Source organism: Streptosporangium sp. NPDC048886, assembly GCF_055586905.1.
The window spans coordinates 42059-58257 of sequence record NZ_JBVJHH010000029.1; the positions used below are offsets into that span (position 1 = coordinate 42059).

The window sequence follows — 16199 nt, forward strand, 5'->3', positions numbered from 1 at the left end:
GCATGAGCAGGCAGATCCTGCCCGTCGCCGACCAGGCGCAGGTCCGGGCGTACGCCCGCAGGCTCACGTTGAAATACCCCCGCGACCTGACGGTGGCGCTCGGCCTGCACGGCCTGGCCGCCGTCGCGGGCCTGGCGGTGCCGTGGCTGCTGGGCCGGCTGGTCCAGGGGGTGCACGACGGCACCGGGGTCGACGTCACCATGGTGGCGCTGGCCATCGGCGGCTTCCTGGTCGCGCAGGCGGTGCTGGTCAGGGCCGCGGTCTACGCCTCCTCCAGGCTCGGCGAGAAGGTCCTCGCCGAGCTGCGCGAGGAGTTCGTAGGCCGGGTGCTCGGCCTGCCGCTGTCCACGGTCGAGCGCGCCGGATCCGGCGACCTCATCACCCGGACCTCGCGGGACGTGGACGCGCTGTCGCGCACGGTACGGCACGCCGTACCCGAGACGCTGATCGCGCTGGTCACCTGCGTGATCACCGTCGGCGCGCTGCTGGTGGTGGGGCCGCTGCTCGCGCTGCCCTCGCTGCTGGCCGCGCCGATCCTGTGGATCTCCACCCGGTGGTACCTCAAGCGGGCCCGGGACGGCTATCTGCGCGAGAGCGCCGCCTACGCGGACATGACCGACGGCCTGGCCGAGACGGTCGGCGGCGCCCGCGCGGTGGAGGCCCTGGGCCTGCAGGCCCGGCGGCACCGCCGCACCGACACCGACATCTCCCGGTCGTGGGCGGCCGAACGCTACACCCTGGGGCTGCGCACGGTCTGGTTCCCGGCGGTCGAGCTCGGCTACGTGATCCCGATCGTGGCGACGCTCGTCATCGGCGGCATGTTCTACATCCGGGGCTGGGTCTCGCTGGAGCAGGTCACCGCGGCCACGCTCTACGTGCAGCAGCTCATCGACCCGCTCGACCGGCTGCTCATGTGGATCGACGAGCTCCAGGTCGGCGGGGCCTCCATGGCCCGCCTGCTGGGGGTCGCCGAGGTGCCGGACGACCGCGAGGCCGGTCCCGGCACTCCCGACGGAGAGGAACTGCGGGCCAGCGGCGTCCGCTACGCCTACCGCGAGGGCCACGACGTGCTGCACGGCATCGACCTGGTGGTCCAGCCCGGGGAGCGGCTGGCGATGGTCGGCCCGTCCGGCGCGGGCAAGTCCACGCTGGGCCGCCTGCTCGCGGGCATCCACGGCCCGCGCAGCGGCGCGGTCACGGTCGGCGGCACCCCCCTGGTCGAGCTCCCGCTGGACGACCTGCGCGGTCACGTCGCCCTGGTCACCCAGGAGCACCACGTGTTCCGGGGCACCCTGCGCGACAACGTGCTGATCGCCCGCCCCGACGCGGACGACTCCCAGGTCCGCGCGGCGCTGTCGGCCGTGGACGCCCTGGAGTGGGTCGAGGCGCTGCCCGGCGGCCTGGACACGGCCGTCGGCTCCGGCGGCGAGCCGGTCTCGGCCGCCCAGGCGCAGCAGCTCGCCCTCGCCCGCCTGGTCCTGGCCGACCCGCACACCCTGGTGCTGGACGAGGCCACCTCGCTGATCGACCCCAGGGCGGCGCGCAACCTGGAGCGGTCGCTGGCCGCCGTCCTCGACGGCCGCACCGTGATCGCCATCGCCCACCGCCTCCACACGGCGCACGACGCCGACCGGGTCGCGGTGGTCGAGGACGGCCGGATCAGCGAGCTCGGCTCCCACGACGAGCTCGTCGCGGCCGAGGGCTCCTACGCGGCGCTGTGGAGCAGCTGGCACGGCACGTCCAAGTAGGACGGCGGCCCCCGCCCGCGCCGCTCTCCGGCGCGGGTGCCGGGGGCGGCCGGCCCCTCCCGGGAGCCGTCAACCGTTCATGGACGGAGCGCCGTGGTCGTGCTGCCACAGGCCGACCATGACGGCGTACAGGGGGGATCGGGCCGCCAGGTCATGATGGGAGCCGGTGAGCACGGTGGCGCCGTCCATCAGGAGGACGCGTCGCGCCCTGCGCGCGGAGCTGATCCGGTGCGCGATCACGATCAGGGTGCCGTGCCTGGCCGCGAACGCCGTCTCCGCCACCGCCTCGGCGGCCGGGTCGAGGTGGCAGGTGGCCTCGTCCAGGACGACCAGGCGGGCCGGGGAGGCGTAGGCGCGGGCCAGGGCGATGAGCTGTCTCTCGCCGGCCGACAGCGTGGACGGTCCGTCGATCACGGCGTCGAGGCCGCCGAGCCGTTCGACGAGCGTGCCGGCGCCCACCGCCTCCGCCGCCCCGCGCAGCCTGGCGTCCGCGGTCCCGGCGGGGCAGAGGTAGGCGAGGTTCTCCCGGACCGTCCCGGTGAAGACGTACGCCTCCTGCGGAACGAGCGCCACCATGGCCCGCAGCTCGTGTCCGGCTATCGTCCGGAGCGGGACCCCGCCGAGCCGTATCTCCCCGCCGGTGGGCCGGCTCAGCCCGGTGAACAGCATGGACAGTGTGGACTTGCCGATGCCGCTGGGGCCGACCACGGCCAGGTGTTCGCCTTCGGCGACCGTGAGGTCGAGGTCGCGCACGACGGGGGTGGCCTGCGGCGCGTAGGCGAAGCTCAGCCGCTCCGCCCGCAGCCCGTGTCCGTCCGGGGAGGCGGCGCCACCGGACAGGGCGGTGTCACCGGGCGGGGCGGTGCCGTCCGGGGAGGCGGTGCCGTCGGGCGGGGCGGGGACGGCGTGCACGGTGACGGTCTCGGCGATCCGGCGCAGCGTGACGGCGAGCGCCACGCCCCAGCCGCCGACGGTGCCGGTGAGCGAGCGCAGGGCCGGATCGAGACCGGTGGCCAGGTAGGTCATCGCTCCGACGACCTCTCCGGCGCTGAGCCGGCCGTTCTCCGTCAGCGGCCGGGCGGCGACCAGCAGGCCGAGCAGCGGGACGTGCGCGCCGAGCGTGACGACGAGCCGCCTGCCCAGGCCGGCCCAGGCCAGCGCCCGGGTGGCCGCGGCGTGGGCGGTGACGGCGGTCCGCACGGTGGCGTACGCCTGGGACTGCGCCCCGCAGGCGGCGATGTCGCGCAGTCCGGCCAGGATCGGGGTGGCCTGGGCGGTGAGCGCCTCGCCGGCGAGGACGAGCTCGCGCTGGCGGACCATGAGCACGCGCAGCGTCCTGGCGAACACGGCCAGCGCCACGAGCACGGGTACGGCGACGACGGCCGCGGCCACGGGGGACAGCACCAGCAGCCCTCCGAGCACGGCGATCAGGGAGACGCCCAGCGAGCGGCTGCTCCGCAGCAGTGCGGACACCAGGTTCCGCACCGTCTCCACCTGCTCGGTGAGGCGGCTGACGGCGGCGGTGTCGGGCGGCCCGCCGCCGTGGGCGGCGCGGGTGACGGTGGCGGTGACGACGGCGGTGACGAGGTCGTCGCGTAGCGGCTCCACCACCGCGGCCAGATGGGGGAACATCAGCCGCGTGGCCACGGCTCGCAGCAGCACCGCGGCCCCGAGGAGGGCGAGCCAGGCCAGGCCGGCGCCCGGGTCGCCGGCCAGGAAACCACGGTCGACGGCGGCGGCGACGAACAGCCCGGACAGCCATGCCGGACCGGCCTCGACGAGGGACCAGGCCATGGCGGCGGCGAGGGGCCGCCTGCGGCGGCGCAGCAGCGCCGACAGCAGCCTGAGCCCGGCGGCGACGGACCGGTCCGTCGCCGGGGACCCCGCCGCGGTGCGGGCGGCCACGTCGCCGGGCTCAGGCCGCGGGCGGGTCACAGACGGGCCGGGCACGTTTCCTCCGTCCCCGGCGAGCCGCCGCCGGCCGGTCCGCCGTCGGCCGACTCGGTGCCGGTGGGTTGAGCGTCAGCCGGTCCGCCGTCGGCCGGTCGGGTGCCGGTGGGGTGGGCGTCGGCCGGCCCGCTGCCGGTGGGCTGGGTGGCAGCCGGTCCGCCGTCGGCCGGTCCGGTGTCGGAGGCGAACAGGGCGCGGTAGGACGGGTCTCGCCACAGTGTCCGGTGGGTGCCCCGGGCGCGGATCCGGCCGTCGTCCAGCCAGACGACGAGGTCGGCGCGGGCGGCGGTGGTGGTGCGGTGGGCGATGACCAGCCGGGTGGACCCGCGCATGCCCTCCAGCAGGGTGCGGGCCACCTGAGCCTCGGTCACCGTGTCAAGGCTGGAGGTGGCGTCGTCGAGAATGGTCAGGCGGGCCCGCCGTACCAGCGCGCGCGCCAGGCCCAGGCGCTGGAGCTCGCCGCCGGACAGCGGGGCGGTGTCGGCGGGGGTCCGGTAACCGTCCGGGAGACGGCAGACGACCTCGTCCACGTGCGCGGCGCGCGCGGCCCGCCGGACGGCGTCGAGGTCGAGCTCGGGCCTGCCGTAGGCGATGGCCGAGGCGAGGTCGCCGCCGAGGAGCACGGGGCGTTCGAAGGCGTAGGCGACCGCGCCGCGCAGGGCGTCCGGCCGGATGTCGGTGAGGCGCTGCCCGTCGAGCAGCACCTGCCCCCGGTCGGGGTCCGTCAGCCGCCCGGCCAGCAGGGCCAGCGTGGTCTTGCCCGCCCCGGAACGCCCGACGAGGGCGGTCAGCGCTCCGGCGGGGATCTCCAGGTCGACGCCGTCCAGGAGCGGGGCGCCCTCGCGGGTCACGGTGACGCCGCGCAACGACAGGGCCCCGGGGCCCGCGGACAGCGGGTGGGTGCCGGGGGCGGGGGAGGGCAGGGCCAGCACCTCCCCCACCCGCCGGGCCGCGGAGCGGGCGTGGGCCAGCCCCATCAGCCCGTCGACCTGCTCGATGAAGGTCAGGCCGAGGGCGGTGTAGCCGGCCACGGCCAGGAGCTGGCCCGGCTCCAGACGGCCGTCTGTGACGCCGAATCCGGCCACGGCGAGGACCAGCAGCTCCACCAGCGGCAGCAGGGCGATCTGCCACACGCCGCGCGCCTGCGCGCGCCACAGGGCCCGGCCGGCGCTGGACAGGTCCGCGAGGGGGGCGAGCACCCGGGCGATCTCACGGCCGGCGGTGCCCGAGGCGCGTACCGTCCGGATGCCGGCCAGGGCGTCGGTGAGGCGGGTGGCCAGCCGGCCCTGCGCCTCCTGGTAGCGGCCGTAGAGCCCGGAGACCCGGGTGACGAAGGTCCGTACGATGATCAACGCGACGGGCGCGGCGGCCAGGAAGGCGGCGCCCGCCCGCCAGTCGGTCATCAGCAGCGCGACCACGCCGCCGACCGAGGTGACGAGCCCGGTCGCCATGCCCAGCAGCGTCAACGGGAAGTAACCGGTGGTGGCGGTGTTGCTCACCAGGCGGTTCGCCAGCTCCCCGGCCGGATGGCGGCGGGTCCCGGCGGCTCCGAGCGTGAGGAGGTGGGCGGTGAGGCGCAGCCGCAGGGCCGACGTGGCGGACGCGGTGGAGGCCGCGCCGGCCGGCACGCCCACGACCTCGGCGCACACCGCGGCCGCCAGGACGAGCGCGAGCTGCCAGGCGGCCCGCCCGCCGCCCTGACCGGACAGGACCCCGTCCACGGCGGCGGCGAGTACGGCGGGCAGGGCCAGCGCCGCGGCGGTGGCCACGATGTCGGCCACCGCGGCCACGGCCAGCGGCGCCCATGCCCGGCGTGCGGCGGACGCCAGGAGGCGGTCGGCGTCTGCGCGCGTCGCCTGCTGCGGCGGCCCGCCCGGTGCCTGATCTGACATCGTCTCCCTCCGGGACGTATCGGTTGCCGCCGCGGTCGTCGGCCGCCGGGCGGCTCCCGGCGGTGGCCGGGCGACCGGGGGCGGATGTCCGCGGCGGGGCGGCGGTGGGCCCGCCGCCCCGTGGTGAGGCCCGGGGCGCGTGCCCCGGGCCTCACTCAGGGATCTATTCGGTGCTCACCGCGTCCGCGGTGCGAGCGTTTTACCAGGTGGGGGCGCCGCCGGTGACGCCGCAGGTGGGGCTCCACGGGTCGGAGCAGGTCTCCCCGCAGGTCATCCGGCACTGCTGGAGACCGGCCTCCTCGGTGGCGGGAAGCATGTCCAGAGCGGCGATGTCGAGCTCCATGACGTTTCCTTTCTCGATGGTGATGACCGGGCCGCCGTCCTTTACGGCAGCCCTTTTTCACGGCCGGCGCCGGACGTCCCTGCCACGCTGACGCGGGGCGGGACGCCGGGTGTGCGCCGGCCGGGCTCGTGGCGCGTCCACGGCCTGTCAGGCCGTGCGGGACGCGGATGTCCGGTCAGCGGCCGCTGGGCGGCCCGGTGCCGAGGAAGTCGACGATGCGGCCGAGAACGGCGCCGTCCCGGGTGTCGTACTGCGGGGCGTGACCGCCGCCGGGGACCTCCAGGTAGGTCACCTGGCCGCGGGCTCCGCGTAACCGGGCGTACAGCCGGCGGGAATGGCCGACCGGGATGACCGGGTCGTCGTCGCCGTGCACGATGAGCAGTGGCAGCCGCATGCGGCCGGCCAGCCGCAGCAGGTCGCGGGGGCCGAGGTCGTCGTCGATCTCAGCCTGTCCGCCGAGCCGCTCCAGCAGGGCACGGACCGGCGCCGGCCCGTCCTCCGCCAGCTCCCGCCCCGACAGGAAGGGCGCGACGACCGCGGCACGGGACCACAGGTCGGCCCGGGCGGCGGCGGCCAGCAGCGCCAGGTAGGCGCCGTAGCTGGCGCCGTAGAGCATCACCCGTGGCCTGTCCGGCCCGCGGGCGGCGGCCAGGGCGCGGCCCAGTCGGAGGACGTCGGCGAGGTCGGGCCCGCCCCACGCGCCGTGGACGGCCTCACGGTGAGCGGCGCCGTACCCCGTGCTGCCGCGCTGGTTCGGCGCGACCACGGCGACGCCCGCGGCGGCCAGGCGCTGGAAGAGCGGGTCGAAGGCGAAGTGCCAGGCGTCCTCGGGGCCGCCGTGCAGCGCGAGCACGGCCAGGCGGCTGGTGGCCGGGTCGCCGTACACGATCGCCTCGACGGGGCCCGCCGCGCCGTCGTAGGACCGGACACGGGCCGGCTCCAGCCGGGCCGCGTGGTCCTCCCCGACGGGAAGGAACCGCGGCCGGGCGCGCCCGTCCACCCTGACGAAGCCCGGCGGGCGGTCAGGCGCGCTGTGGATCACGTGCAGGCCCGCGGGGCCCCAGTGGGCCGCCGGGTACAGCGTCCCGGCCGGGAGGCCGACCTCGACGGCGGTGTCCTCCACCAGGTCGTGCAGGAGGAGGTGGGAGCGGGTGCGGCGGGTCACCGCGAGGGCCAGCCGCCGTCCCGCCGGGTCCAGGGCCAGCGGCGTCACCACGCCCTCGACGGTGTTGAGCCGCTCGGGGAAGCGGGTGGGCCCCTCGCCGTCGCGGTGGCGGACGCCGAGGCGGTAGGCGCCGTCGCGGTGCGCGGTGGTGAGCAGCACGCCCGGGCCGGGCGCCGCCAGCAGGAGACGCTCGTCGCCCGCGGGCCCGGCCGGTGAGGTGAAGGTGCCTCGTGAGGTGTCCAGGACCACGGTCGCCGGCCCCGGCCCCACGGTGGTCAGGGCCAGGCGGTGGCCGGCCCCGTCGAGCCAGATCCCGCCGCTGAGGAGGTAGGGCAGCTCGGCGATCGGTTCGGGCCGCTCCGCCCGCCCGGACAGGCGCCACACCGTGGTGCGCCCGCCGCTGCCGGCGCCGAACGCCAGGGCGGCGGTCCCCCGGGCCGTGCCCGCGACGATCCTGACTCCGTTGCCGCGCAGGACGCCCACCTCGTGCTCTGCGGCGCCCTCCGCCCCGTACGGCGCTGCGGTGAGCAGCGTCAGGCGGTGCTCGCCAGGTCCGAGGCGGCACAGCAGCAGGTCGCCCGCCTCGGTGGGCACCGGCAGGCTCAGCGAGGTCTCGCCGGCGCGGGTGCGGAGCGGCCGTGGCCGCGGCCGGGCGTCGGCGAGGTCCCACATCTCCGCGGTGAGGCGGCCGTGGCCGAGCCGGGTGAGGCAGGCGGCGTACCGGCCGCGCCCGGAGAAGCGGAAGTTGATCCGCGGGACATCCGGCGGGCGGTTCTCGCCCGCCCTGGTGACGGTCTGGCTCATCGGACCGGACCGCCGCGGAGGTCGCCACCGGGGGCGTCGGCCATCCAGGGACGCGGCCCGCCGTGCCGGAGCCGGTGCAGGAAGTCCAGGATGCCCGCCAGCCCGGTGTTCCAGCCGATGGTCACCGCGGTCCCTTCCTCGTCCGGCACCACCAGCAGCCCGTCACGGACGACGGCCCGGCTCCACAGGACCCCGGCCAGCTCCTCGGCCTGCTCGCGGTAGACCGGCTCGTCCAGCAGGTCGGCCAGGTCCAGGAGGAACTGGCCGTCACCGGCCAGACCGTGACAGGCCGCGGTGCCGGAGACCAGGCGCCGTGCGTGCACCGCGCGGGCGGCGCTCTCGGCGGCCTCCCGCAGGCGCGGGTCACCGGTGGCCGCGTGCAGGCGGAGCAGGAACGTGCCCACCCCCGACGACCCGCTGCACCAGTGGGGGATCCTGTCGCCGCCGTCCGGGGACTGCGGCCACCAGGCCGCCCCGTCCCGGTACTCGGCCGCGGCCAGCAGCGTCTCCCCGGCCGTCACGGCCGTCTCCAGGCAGTCCTCGCGCTCCAGCGCGGTCCCGGCGGCCAGCAGGAACGTCGCGACCCCCGCGACGCCGTGCGCGAAGCCGTAGTGCACCGCCCCCGCCAGCGCGGAGTCGAAGTCGTCGGGGACGGGCCACAGCACGGCGCCGGGAGTGTGCCGCGCGGCCTTCAGCAGGGCGTCGGCGCACTCCCCGGCCCGGTCGGCGAAGCGGGTGTCGCCGGTGGCCCGGAACAGGTGCAGCAGCGCCAGTCCCGTCCCGGCCAGGCCGTGGCACACGTCCGGGTTCGGCCAGCTGACCGGCAGGGCCAGGGCCGTCTCGATGCCCGCCCCGCGCAGCGCCTCGTCGCCGAGCGCGCGGCCCGCCTCGTACAGGCTCCACGCGATCCCCGCCCGGCCGAAGTACAGCCCCGGCGAGGGCCGGTGCTCATCCGCCAGACGGCGCGCCGTCCAGTCCGCCGCCTGACGCAGGCCCCTGCGGACCTCGGCCCGCGACGCCGGGGGGACCGCCCGGGCGGACTCCGACTCCGGTGTCGAGGTCTCGGACGTCGAGGTCTCCGGCACCGGGGTCTCCAGCGCCGAGGTCTCCAGCACCGAGGCGAACAGGCTGATCACTCCCGCCGAGCCGTACTGCACGGCACACGGATCGGCGTTCGAACCGAACCCGGAAGTGGGCCACAGGCTGCCCCGGCCTCTGGGGTCGGCGAGGGCCTGCGGCGACATCGTCCGCAGCGTGTGGGCGATGCCGTCGTTCAGCAGCCGGTCCTGCTCGGGGACGCCCAGGCGGTAGGCGTCCGGCGTCCCGGCCAGGGCGCCGGCGGCCGCCTCCGCGAGGAACTCCTCCACCCGCCGCAGCTCCCAGCGCCGCTCGGGAGCCTCCGCCATCAGGCCGAGCAGCAGCGGCGCCAGCGCCGTCGCCACGGGATCACCGGCGCCGGCGACGCTCACCAGCGTCTCCAGCCGCCGATCGCGCGAGCGTGCTCCGAGGGGTCTGTCCTCCAGCAGCGTCGGCTGGGATCCGGTGGACAGGAAGTACAGCGTCGCGCCCAGCGCGAACAGGTCGACGGCCACCCCGGGCGCGGGGGAGTGCCTGGGGGCGGAGACCTGCTCGGGGGCCGCGTAGCCGAGGGTGAAGTTCCGCTGGACGGGGGTGCCGGGGACGGCGGCCAGCTCCAGGTCGATCAGCCGGCACTCCAGCCCGGGTGTGACCATGATGTTGTTCGGCGTCAGGTCACGCAGCACATACCCCTGGCCGTGCACGGTGGAGACCAGCGCCACCAGACTCCGGGCCAGGCGCAGGACGGTGCCGTACCGGTCCCGGTCGGAGGTGAGGTGGCGCTGCTCGCCGACCCAGGCGCTCAGCACGGTCCCGGCCAGGAGTTCCTGCGCCAGGAAGAGGTTGCCGTCCTGTTCGAAGAAGGCCACCTTCCGCGCCGTGACGCCCAGCGGTGCGAACAGTTCGAGCATGTGCGCTTCGTGGCGCAGCAGGTCACGCACGTCGCGCCCGTCGGTCGAGGCGCAGAGGTGCGGGCGGGCCTGCTTGACCACCACCTCGCCGCCCCCGGTCCGGTCCTCGGCCAGGAACACACCGCCCTTGGCGCCGTGCCGGATCGCCCGGCGCGCCACGAACCGGTCGCCGAGCAGCACCGGGCCGGCCGGCGCCGCCGGCGCCCGCCCTGGCTCGAACGGGCAGGTCGCCCACGCCGGGGGCGAGTACCACGCGTTGCGCTGGTCCAGCTCCCGGGTGCCGTCGGGCGCCGTCAGACGCGAGGCGTAGGTGCCGTCGTTGCCCAGCTCGCTCGGCGCGGAGAACACCCCGTAGCGGTAGTGCACCAGGCTCCCCGGCCGGTAGGCGCGGTCGGACAGAATCGGCGGCCCGGGCAGGGCGTAGGTGGCGGCGTGCAGCTCCTCGGCGATCACCGCGGCGGTCCGGTCGTCGGGCGGGTAGACCGTGACGAACTTGCCGACCGACCCGCGGCCCGTCTCCCGGGAGATGAGCCTGACCAGCTCCTCGAGGTCGGAGGCGAACTTGAACGCGCACCGGTGGCGGCCCAGCGCCTCGACCACCCGGGTCAGCACCAGGGGGGCCGACAGCGGCGTCGCCGAGACGTGCAGCTTCCAGCCCTGCGCCCGGGAGGCCGAGCCCGCCGGGGTGACAGGGGTGACATAGGTCCACGGCGTGCCGGGACGGATCTCCCAGCCGGCGACGGCCTCCGCTCCCGGAGACACCCGGGACGCCGGGCTCCCGGCCCCGTCCGCCGCCGCGGCGTGCGGCGCTCCGGCGGCCTGGGCGGCCGTCCGCGCCAGAGCCGCCCTGGCGACGTCTCCGAGCAGGAAACGGTCCCCGCCGGGGAGTTCACCCTCGTTCATGGACTTGCTCACGTCCTCACTGCCTGCGCCGTCCTTGCTCTCCGCGGGGCCCGGCGAGGACGGCCGCCTGCCGGCGGTCGCCTGATCCGTTCTTCCGCGGATCCGTGGAGAGGGCCGGTCCCGGCGCGACGGCGCGACGCCGACGACTCCGGGGATCCGGCCTCAGCAAAGCTACGGAGACGACTTGTGGCCGACCTGTGGTCGCGCCGGTCTCCCGGCGCTGATCATCGACAGGTCCTCCCAAGCGGCTCCAAGCGCCGGTGGTGGTCATGAGCGGGACCGGGCCGGCCATCGCGAAGGAAGCGCTTTCCTCACCCGCCGTCCCGGGACGCGTCCCTTCACGGACTGAGGGGACGGCCCGTGTCCTCCACGGTCCGTCCCCTCAGATCACGCTGATCGCGCCCGATGGCGCCGGGTTCAGGCGAGGGCCTTCCGGAGGAAGTCGACCTGGAGCAGGAGCAGGTTCTCGGCCACGACCTCCTGAGGGGTCATGTGGGTGACACCGGACAGCGGCAGGACGTTGTGCGGCCGACCGGCCGCCAGGAGCGCGGAGGACAGGCGGAGGGTGTGGGCGGCGACCACGTTGTCGTCGGCCAGGCCGTGGATCAGCAGGAGCGGGCGGTCCAGCTTCTCGGCGTCGGCGAACAGCGACGACGATTCGTAGTGCCCCTCCTCTGGCCGGCCGAGGTAGCGCTCGGTGTAGCAGGTGTCGTAGAGGCGCCAGTCGGTCACCGGCGCCCCGGCGACGGCCGCGTGGAAGACGTCCGGGCGGCGGAGCACGGCCAGGGCGGCGAGGAAGCCGCCGAAGGACCAGCCGCGGATGCCGACCCGGGACAGGTCCAGGTCGTCGGGGAACCGTGCGGCGGCGCCCTGGAGGGCGTCCACCTGGTCCTCCAGGGGCGGGGTGGCCAGGTCGTGCAGGACGGCCCGCTCGAACTCGGGGCCGCGGCCCGGGGTGCCGCGGCCGTCGGCCACGATCACCGCGAAGCCCTGGTCGGCGAACCACTGGCTGGTCAGGTAGGCGCCGGAGGCGGCCAGGACCCGCTGGGCGTGCGGCCCGCCGTAGGGGTCCATGAGGACCGGCAGCCGCGCCGAGCCGGGCACGTGCCCCGCCGGGAAGAGCACGGCGGTGGACAGGTCGCGCCCGCCCGCGCGGATGAGGGAGACCCGCAGGTCCAGGCCGTGCCGCTCGGCGTAGGAGGCGATGTGGCCCCGGGGCTTGCCGTGGTGGAAGACGCGGGTCGCCGAGCCCTCGTCGCCGAGGGTCTGGCCGGTGACCACCAGGGTGCCGCCGGCCGTGTGGCCGCTGTAGACACCGCTCTCGGCCGGGCTGACCAGTGTGATCCGGCCGTCCTTGTAGGCCCACAGGGCGACCTCGGTGGGCTCGCCGCTGGCCCGGAAGAGCACGGCGTCGCCGTCGATGTCGACGACCTCGCGGAGCTGGAGCGTGGCGGGCGTGACGGGCTCGTCGCCGATGATCAGACGGTGGCCCCCGTCGCTGCTCGCGGCCCAGACCAGCGTGCCGTCGGACAGGTGGCCGGGCACGCCGGGGACGACGTCCACCCAGGCGTGGTCGGTGTCCTCGCGGACGGTCGTGGAGCGGCCCGTGGCAGGGTCGACCTTGAGCAGGCGCATGGTCCGCTGGTCGCGAGACAGGGTGACGATCGTCAGGCCGTGGGCGTCCCAGGAGGCGGTGACCAGGTATTCGTCCTCGAAGGGGACGGGGATGCGGGTGCCGTCCAGGGACAGGACGTACAGCTCGACCCGGGTGTTGGCCGTGCCGGCGGCGGGATAGCGCTGCTCGGCGGCGGGGCGGGCGGGGTTGGCCGGGTCGGCGATGTGCCACCTCGCGACCGGCGACTCGTCGGCCCGTTCGGCCAGCACCGCGTCGCCGGACGGGGACCACCAGTAGCCCCGCATGCGGCTCAGCTCCTCGGCGGCGATGAACTCGGCCAGGCCGTAGGTCACCTCGGGGGACTCGGGGCGGGCCAGCACGTGGTCGATCTCGTCCTCGAGGTCCTGGACGTGGAAGGCGCCGCCGGTCACGTAGCCGACGTGCTCGCCGGTGGGGGAGACCCGCGGGTCGATCACCGGGCCGGGCGTCTTCAGCCGCCGTATGTGCTTGGTCTTCAGGTCGACGACGTAGAGTCCGCCGGAGAGGGCGAAGGCCGCCGTGGTCACCGCGGTGTCGGTGCTGTAGCCGACGATGCCGCCCGCCTGCTCCCGGCTGCGCTCGCGCCGTGCCCGCTCCTCCGGCGGCAGGTCGTCCTCGTCCACGGCCAGGGCGCGCGGGTCGGCGATCAGCCGCTCCTTGCCGCCGGCGACGTCGAACTCCCACAGGCAGGTGACCGGGTCGGAACCGCTCTTCGTCCGGAGGAAGACGACGCGGTCGCCACCCGGAGCGATGGTGAAGCCACGCGGCACGCCGAGGGTGAACCGGCGGGTCCTGGCCTGCAGACGAGGGAAACTCTCACTCATACCAGTCATCTTGCCAGTTCCATGTCGCGTCCCGAGGTTCTCGACGGCGGCTTGAGCAACAGATGTCTTAGGAGAAACTTGGGCAGGTGACGCTCACCACGCGAATCGCCCGCTCTCCGGGGACACCTGCCGTGCTGGCGTTCGTGTCGGTGCTCTGGGGGATCGGCACCCCGTCGTTCTGGCGGGACGAGTCGGTGAGCGTGCTGGCCGCGACCATGCCGTTCGACGAGCTGTGGCGGCTGCTCGACGACATCGACGCCGTGCACGCGCTGTACTACCTGATGCTCAGGCCGTTCGCCGCCTTCGGCGGGGAGACCGCGGCCCGGCTGCCCTCCGCGCTCGGGGTCGCCGGGGCGGCGTTCGGGATCGCGGCCATCGGGCGGAAGCTGGCCACCCCGCGGGTGGGCCTGCTGGCCGGGCTGGTCTACGCGCTGCTGCCCATGGTCAGCCGCTACGGCCAGGAGGCGCGGAGCTACGCCCTGGTCAGCGCGGTGGCGGTCGCCGCCACCTGGGTTCTGCTCGGCGAGCGCCGGTCCCGGTACGCCGGCTACGGCCTGCTGGTCGCGCTGCTCGGCTGGTTCCACCTCTACGCCCTGCTCCTGCTGCCCGCGCACGCCTGCGTCGTGGTCCGCAGGCGCGCGGAGATCCTCCCGTGGCTGGCTTCGCTGGCCGGGGCCGGGGCGCTGCTCGCGCCGCTCGCGCTGATCGCGGCCGGGCAGCGGGAGGAGCAGCTGTTCTGGCTGAAGGTGCCCGGCATCGACGGCCTGGGGCAGCTCGGGGTGGACATCGCCGGCGGCGACGCGGCGTGGGCCGCGCCGCCGCTGCCCGCCCTGTTTTTGGCCGCGCTGATCGCCCTCGTCCTGCTCGGGATCTGGCGCGGGGTACGGCCCGCCCGCCGGGCCGGGGCGGGCGGGGCGGCCACGGGCGGCGAGGGACCGGTGGCCGGGACGGCGGCGGGACGGCCGTCGCTGGTGTGGGTGGCGCTGCCCTGGGCGGTCCTGCCGGTGGTGCTGTCACTGCTGATCTCGCAGGTCCACCCGGTCTACAGCCCGCGCTACGTCCTCTTCGCGGTCCCGGGTCTGGCCCTGCTGGCCGGAACCGGTCTGGCCGCGCTCGGCCGCGCCCCGGCGAGCTGGGCGGCCCTCACCGCCCTGGCGGTGCTCTCCACGAGCGCTCACCTCGCCGTCCGCGCCCCCGCCAACCGCCCTGACGACCTGCGCACCCTGGCGGCCGTGCTGAGGGCCGAGCAGCGGCCCGGCGACGCGCTGCTCTACGTGCCCGAGCGCTTCCGGCTGTTCGTCGCCGTGTACGGCGAGCCGTACCGGAGGCTGGGGCCGCCCGGTCCGGACTCCCGCCGGGTGTGGGTGGTCTCGCGGCGGCTCAACGGCCCCGGACGGACCGGCCACCCGACGCTGAAGGCGCTGGAACGGGAGTTCACCAAGGGGCGGACCCGGGTGTTCGGGGCGGTTCACATCACCTTGTACACAAGGGCCCGGATACCCTCGAAGGCATGAATGACCGGCGCCTGCTGCTCGTGCACGCCCACCCAGACGATGAGACGATCGGCAGCGGTGCGACCATGGCCAGATACGCCGCCGAGGGTGCCCAGGTCACGCTGGTGACCTGCACGCTCGGCGAGGAGGGCGAAGTCATCCCGCCGGAGCTGGCCCACCTGGCCGCCGACCGGGACGACACCCTGGGCAAGCACCGCATCGGCGAGCTGGCCGCGGCCTGCGAGGCGCTCGGCGTCACCGACCACCGCTTCCTGGGCGGTCCGGGCCGCTGGCGCGACTCCGGCATGATGGGCGTCGCCTCCAACCACCGCGACAACGCTTTCTGGCAGGCCGACCTGGATGAGGCGGCCGGGGAGCTGGTCAAGGTGATCCGCGAGGTGCGGCCCCAGGTCCTCGTCACCTATGACCAGAACGGCTTCTACGGCCACCCCGACCACATCCAGGCCCACCGTGTCTCCTGGCGGGCCTTCGAGCTGGCCGCCGACCCGGCGTTCGGGGAGGGCCGGCCGTGGCGGATCGCCAAGTTCTACTTCACCGCGACGGCCAGGTCCACGATGCGCCGGGCGGCCGAGGCGATCCGCGCGGCCGGGGTGGGGTTCCTGGCCGAGGACACCGTCGACGACCTGCCCTTCGGCTGCGCGGACGAGGACATCACCACCGAGATCGACGGCCGCCCCTACGTCGGCCGCAAGCTCGACGCGATGCGGGCGCACGCCACCCAGATCAGCGTGGCGGCGCCCTGGTTCGCCCTGTCCAACAACATCGGCCAGGAGGCGCTCGCGGTGGAGCACTTCATCCTGCGCTCCGGGGTGCCCGGGCCCGCCGGCCCGGGGGCGCCGCTCGAAGTCGGGGGGCTCGGCGAGCCGTACGACCGCGAAGCCGACCTCTTCGCCGGGATCCACTAGCCTCGATGGTTGTGATGGAGCAGGACCGACAGGCACAGCGGCCTCCGGCGGCGGCGGTCACCGCGGCGGCGTACGCCGTGCTGGTCCTGGCCGGCCTCGTGGCGGGGGTCGTCGGGGGTTTCCAGCATTCGTGGTACGCCCGGCCTGTCCCGATCTCGGCGATCGGCTGGGCCGTGCTGCTGGCCGTGGCCTGTTACGGCGCCGGGCGGGCGATGGGGGGCAAGCTGGCCGCCCTGGCCCCGGGGGCGGGCTGGATGGCGATCACGCTGATCTGGCTGGGCGGCAGCCCGGAGGGCGACGTGGTCATCGCCAACGACCCGTCCGGCTACGTCTACCTCTACGGCGGCCTGATCGCGGTCCTGGCGGGCGTCCTGCTCTCACCCTCGGGTGGCGGGGCGTGGCTGCTCGCGCAGCGCCCGTACGGCCCCCAGCCGTCCCCGGCCGGGTCCGGACCGGCTCCGGTGCGGAGCGACGACCCCTACCACGGCCCGGCCCGATAGCGCACAATC

Annotated in this window: 10 protein-coding genes; 4 read left to right on the top strand and 6 right to left on the bottom strand. The window is 75.6% G+C overall.

Going from position 1 to position 16199, the window contains the following annotated elements:
- The first annotated feature begins 2 nt into the window (after window positions 1–2).
- Window positions 3–1748 carry an ABC transporter ATP-binding protein gene (locus ACZ6R6_RS31435; RefSeq protein ID WP_470099445.1) on the top strand — a complete coding sequence of 582 codons (1746 nt, stop codon included), beginning with the start codon at window positions 3–5 and terminating at the stop codon, window positions 1746–1748.
- Between the two features lie 69 nt (window positions 1749–1817).
- Here the strand turns inward: ACZ6R6_RS31435 and ACZ6R6_RS31440 are convergent, their stop codons facing one another.
- The 6 genes from ACZ6R6_RS31440 to ACZ6R6_RS31465 all read right to left on the bottom strand — a co-directional run bounded on the left by ACZ6R6_RS31440 (window position 1818) and on the right by ACZ6R6_RS31465 (window position 13271).
- A complete protein-coding gene (locus tag ACZ6R6_RS31440; protein WP_470099447.1) occupies window positions 1818–3698 on the bottom strand; it encodes an ATP-binding cassette domain-containing protein in 1881 nt (626 codons plus the stop codon).
- A complete protein-coding gene (locus tag ACZ6R6_RS31445; protein ID WP_470099449.1) occupies window positions 3680–5590 on the bottom strand; it encodes an ABC transporter ATP-binding protein in 1911 nt (636 codons plus the stop codon). Before ACZ6R6_RS31445 ends, ACZ6R6_RS31440 begins: the two co-directional genes overlap by 19 nt.
- Window positions 5591–5789: 199 nt before the next feature.
- The gene (locus ACZ6R6_RS31450) at window positions 5790–5933 is read right to left on the bottom strand and encodes an ALQxL family class IV lanthipeptide (protein WP_470099451.1); all 144 of its coding nucleotides are present in this window, start codon (window positions 5931–5933) and stop codon (window positions 5790–5792) included.
- A 175-nt stretch (window positions 5934–6108) separates the two neighbouring features.
- Window positions 6109–7902, bottom strand: coding sequence for an alpha/beta hydrolase family protein (locus tag ACZ6R6_RS31455; protein WP_470099453.1), 1794 nt, complete (start codon window positions 7900–7902; stop codon window positions 6109–6111).
- The gene (gene lanL, locus ACZ6R6_RS31460) at window positions 7899–10805 is read right to left on the bottom strand and encodes a class IV lanthionine synthetase LanL (RefSeq protein ID WP_470099455.1); all 2907 of its coding nucleotides are present in this window, start codon (window positions 10803–10805) and stop codon (window positions 7899–7901) included. The genes ACZ6R6_RS31455 and lanL overlap by 4 nt, the downstream gene beginning before the upstream one ends.
- A 405-nt stretch (window positions 10806–11210) precedes the next feature.
- On the bottom strand, window positions 11211–13271 hold the full coding sequence (locus ACZ6R6_RS31465; RefSeq protein ID WP_470099457.1) for a S9 family peptidase: 2061 nt from the start codon (window positions 13269–13271) through the stop codon (window positions 11211–11213).
- 86 nt (window positions 13272–13357) lie between these two features.
- Between ACZ6R6_RS31465 and ACZ6R6_RS31470 the strand changes: the two genes are divergently transcribed.
- Genes ACZ6R6_RS31470 through ACZ6R6_RS31480 form a run of 3 tightly spaced genes read left to right on the top strand, consistent with a single transcriptional unit; the run spans window position 13358 to window position 16190 of the window.
- Window positions 13358–14785 (top strand): glycosyltransferase family 39 protein, encoded by a 1428-nt coding sequence (locus tag ACZ6R6_RS31470; protein ID WP_470099459.1) that lies wholly within the window; start codon window positions 13358–13360, stop codon window positions 14783–14785.
- Window positions 14782–15690, top strand: a complete 909-nt coding sequence (gene mshB, locus ACZ6R6_RS31475; RefSeq protein WP_470099461.1) for an N-acetyl-1-D-myo-inositol-2-amino-2-deoxy-alpha-D-glucopyranoside deacetylase — start codon at window positions 14782–14784, stop codon at window positions 15688–15690. Before ACZ6R6_RS31470 ends, mshB begins: the two co-directional genes overlap by 4 nt.
- Window positions 15691–15704: 14 nt before the next feature.
- Window positions 15705–16190: a DUF6113 family protein gene (locus ACZ6R6_RS31480; RefSeq protein WP_470099463.1), complete on the top strand. Its 486-nt coding sequence runs from the start codon at window positions 15705–15707 to the stop codon at window positions 16188–16190.
- Window positions 16191–16199 lie beyond the last annotated feature (9 nt).

Coding starts and splice junctions, on each gene's coding strand:
- ACZ6R6_RS31445 (WP_470099449.1), bottom strand. CDS start 5,590: ATGTCAGATCAGGCACCGGGCGGGCCGCCGCAGCAGGCGACGCGCGCA.
- mshB (WP_470099461.1), top strand. CDS start 14,782: ATGAATGACCGGCGCCTGCTGCTCGTGCACGCCCACCCAGACGATGAG.
- ACZ6R6_RS31465 (WP_470099457.1), bottom strand. CDS start 13,271: ATGAGTGAGAGTTTCCCTCGTCTGCAGGCCAGGACCCGCCGGTTCACC.
- ACZ6R6_RS31450 (WP_470099451.1), bottom strand. CDS start 5,933: ATGGAGCTCGACATCGCCGCTCTGGACATGCTTCCCGCCACCGAGGAG.
- ACZ6R6_RS31480 (WP_470099463.1), top strand. CDS start 15,705: ATGGAGCAGGACCGACAGGCACAGCGGCCTCCGGCGGCGGCGGTCACC.
- ACZ6R6_RS31435 (WP_470099445.1), top strand. CDS start 3: ATGAGCAGGCAGATCCTGCCCGTCGCCGACCAGGCGCAGGTCCGGGCG.
- ACZ6R6_RS31455 (WP_470099453.1), bottom strand. CDS start 7,902: ATGAGCCAGACCGTCACCAGGGCGGGCGAGAACCGCCCGCCGGATGTC.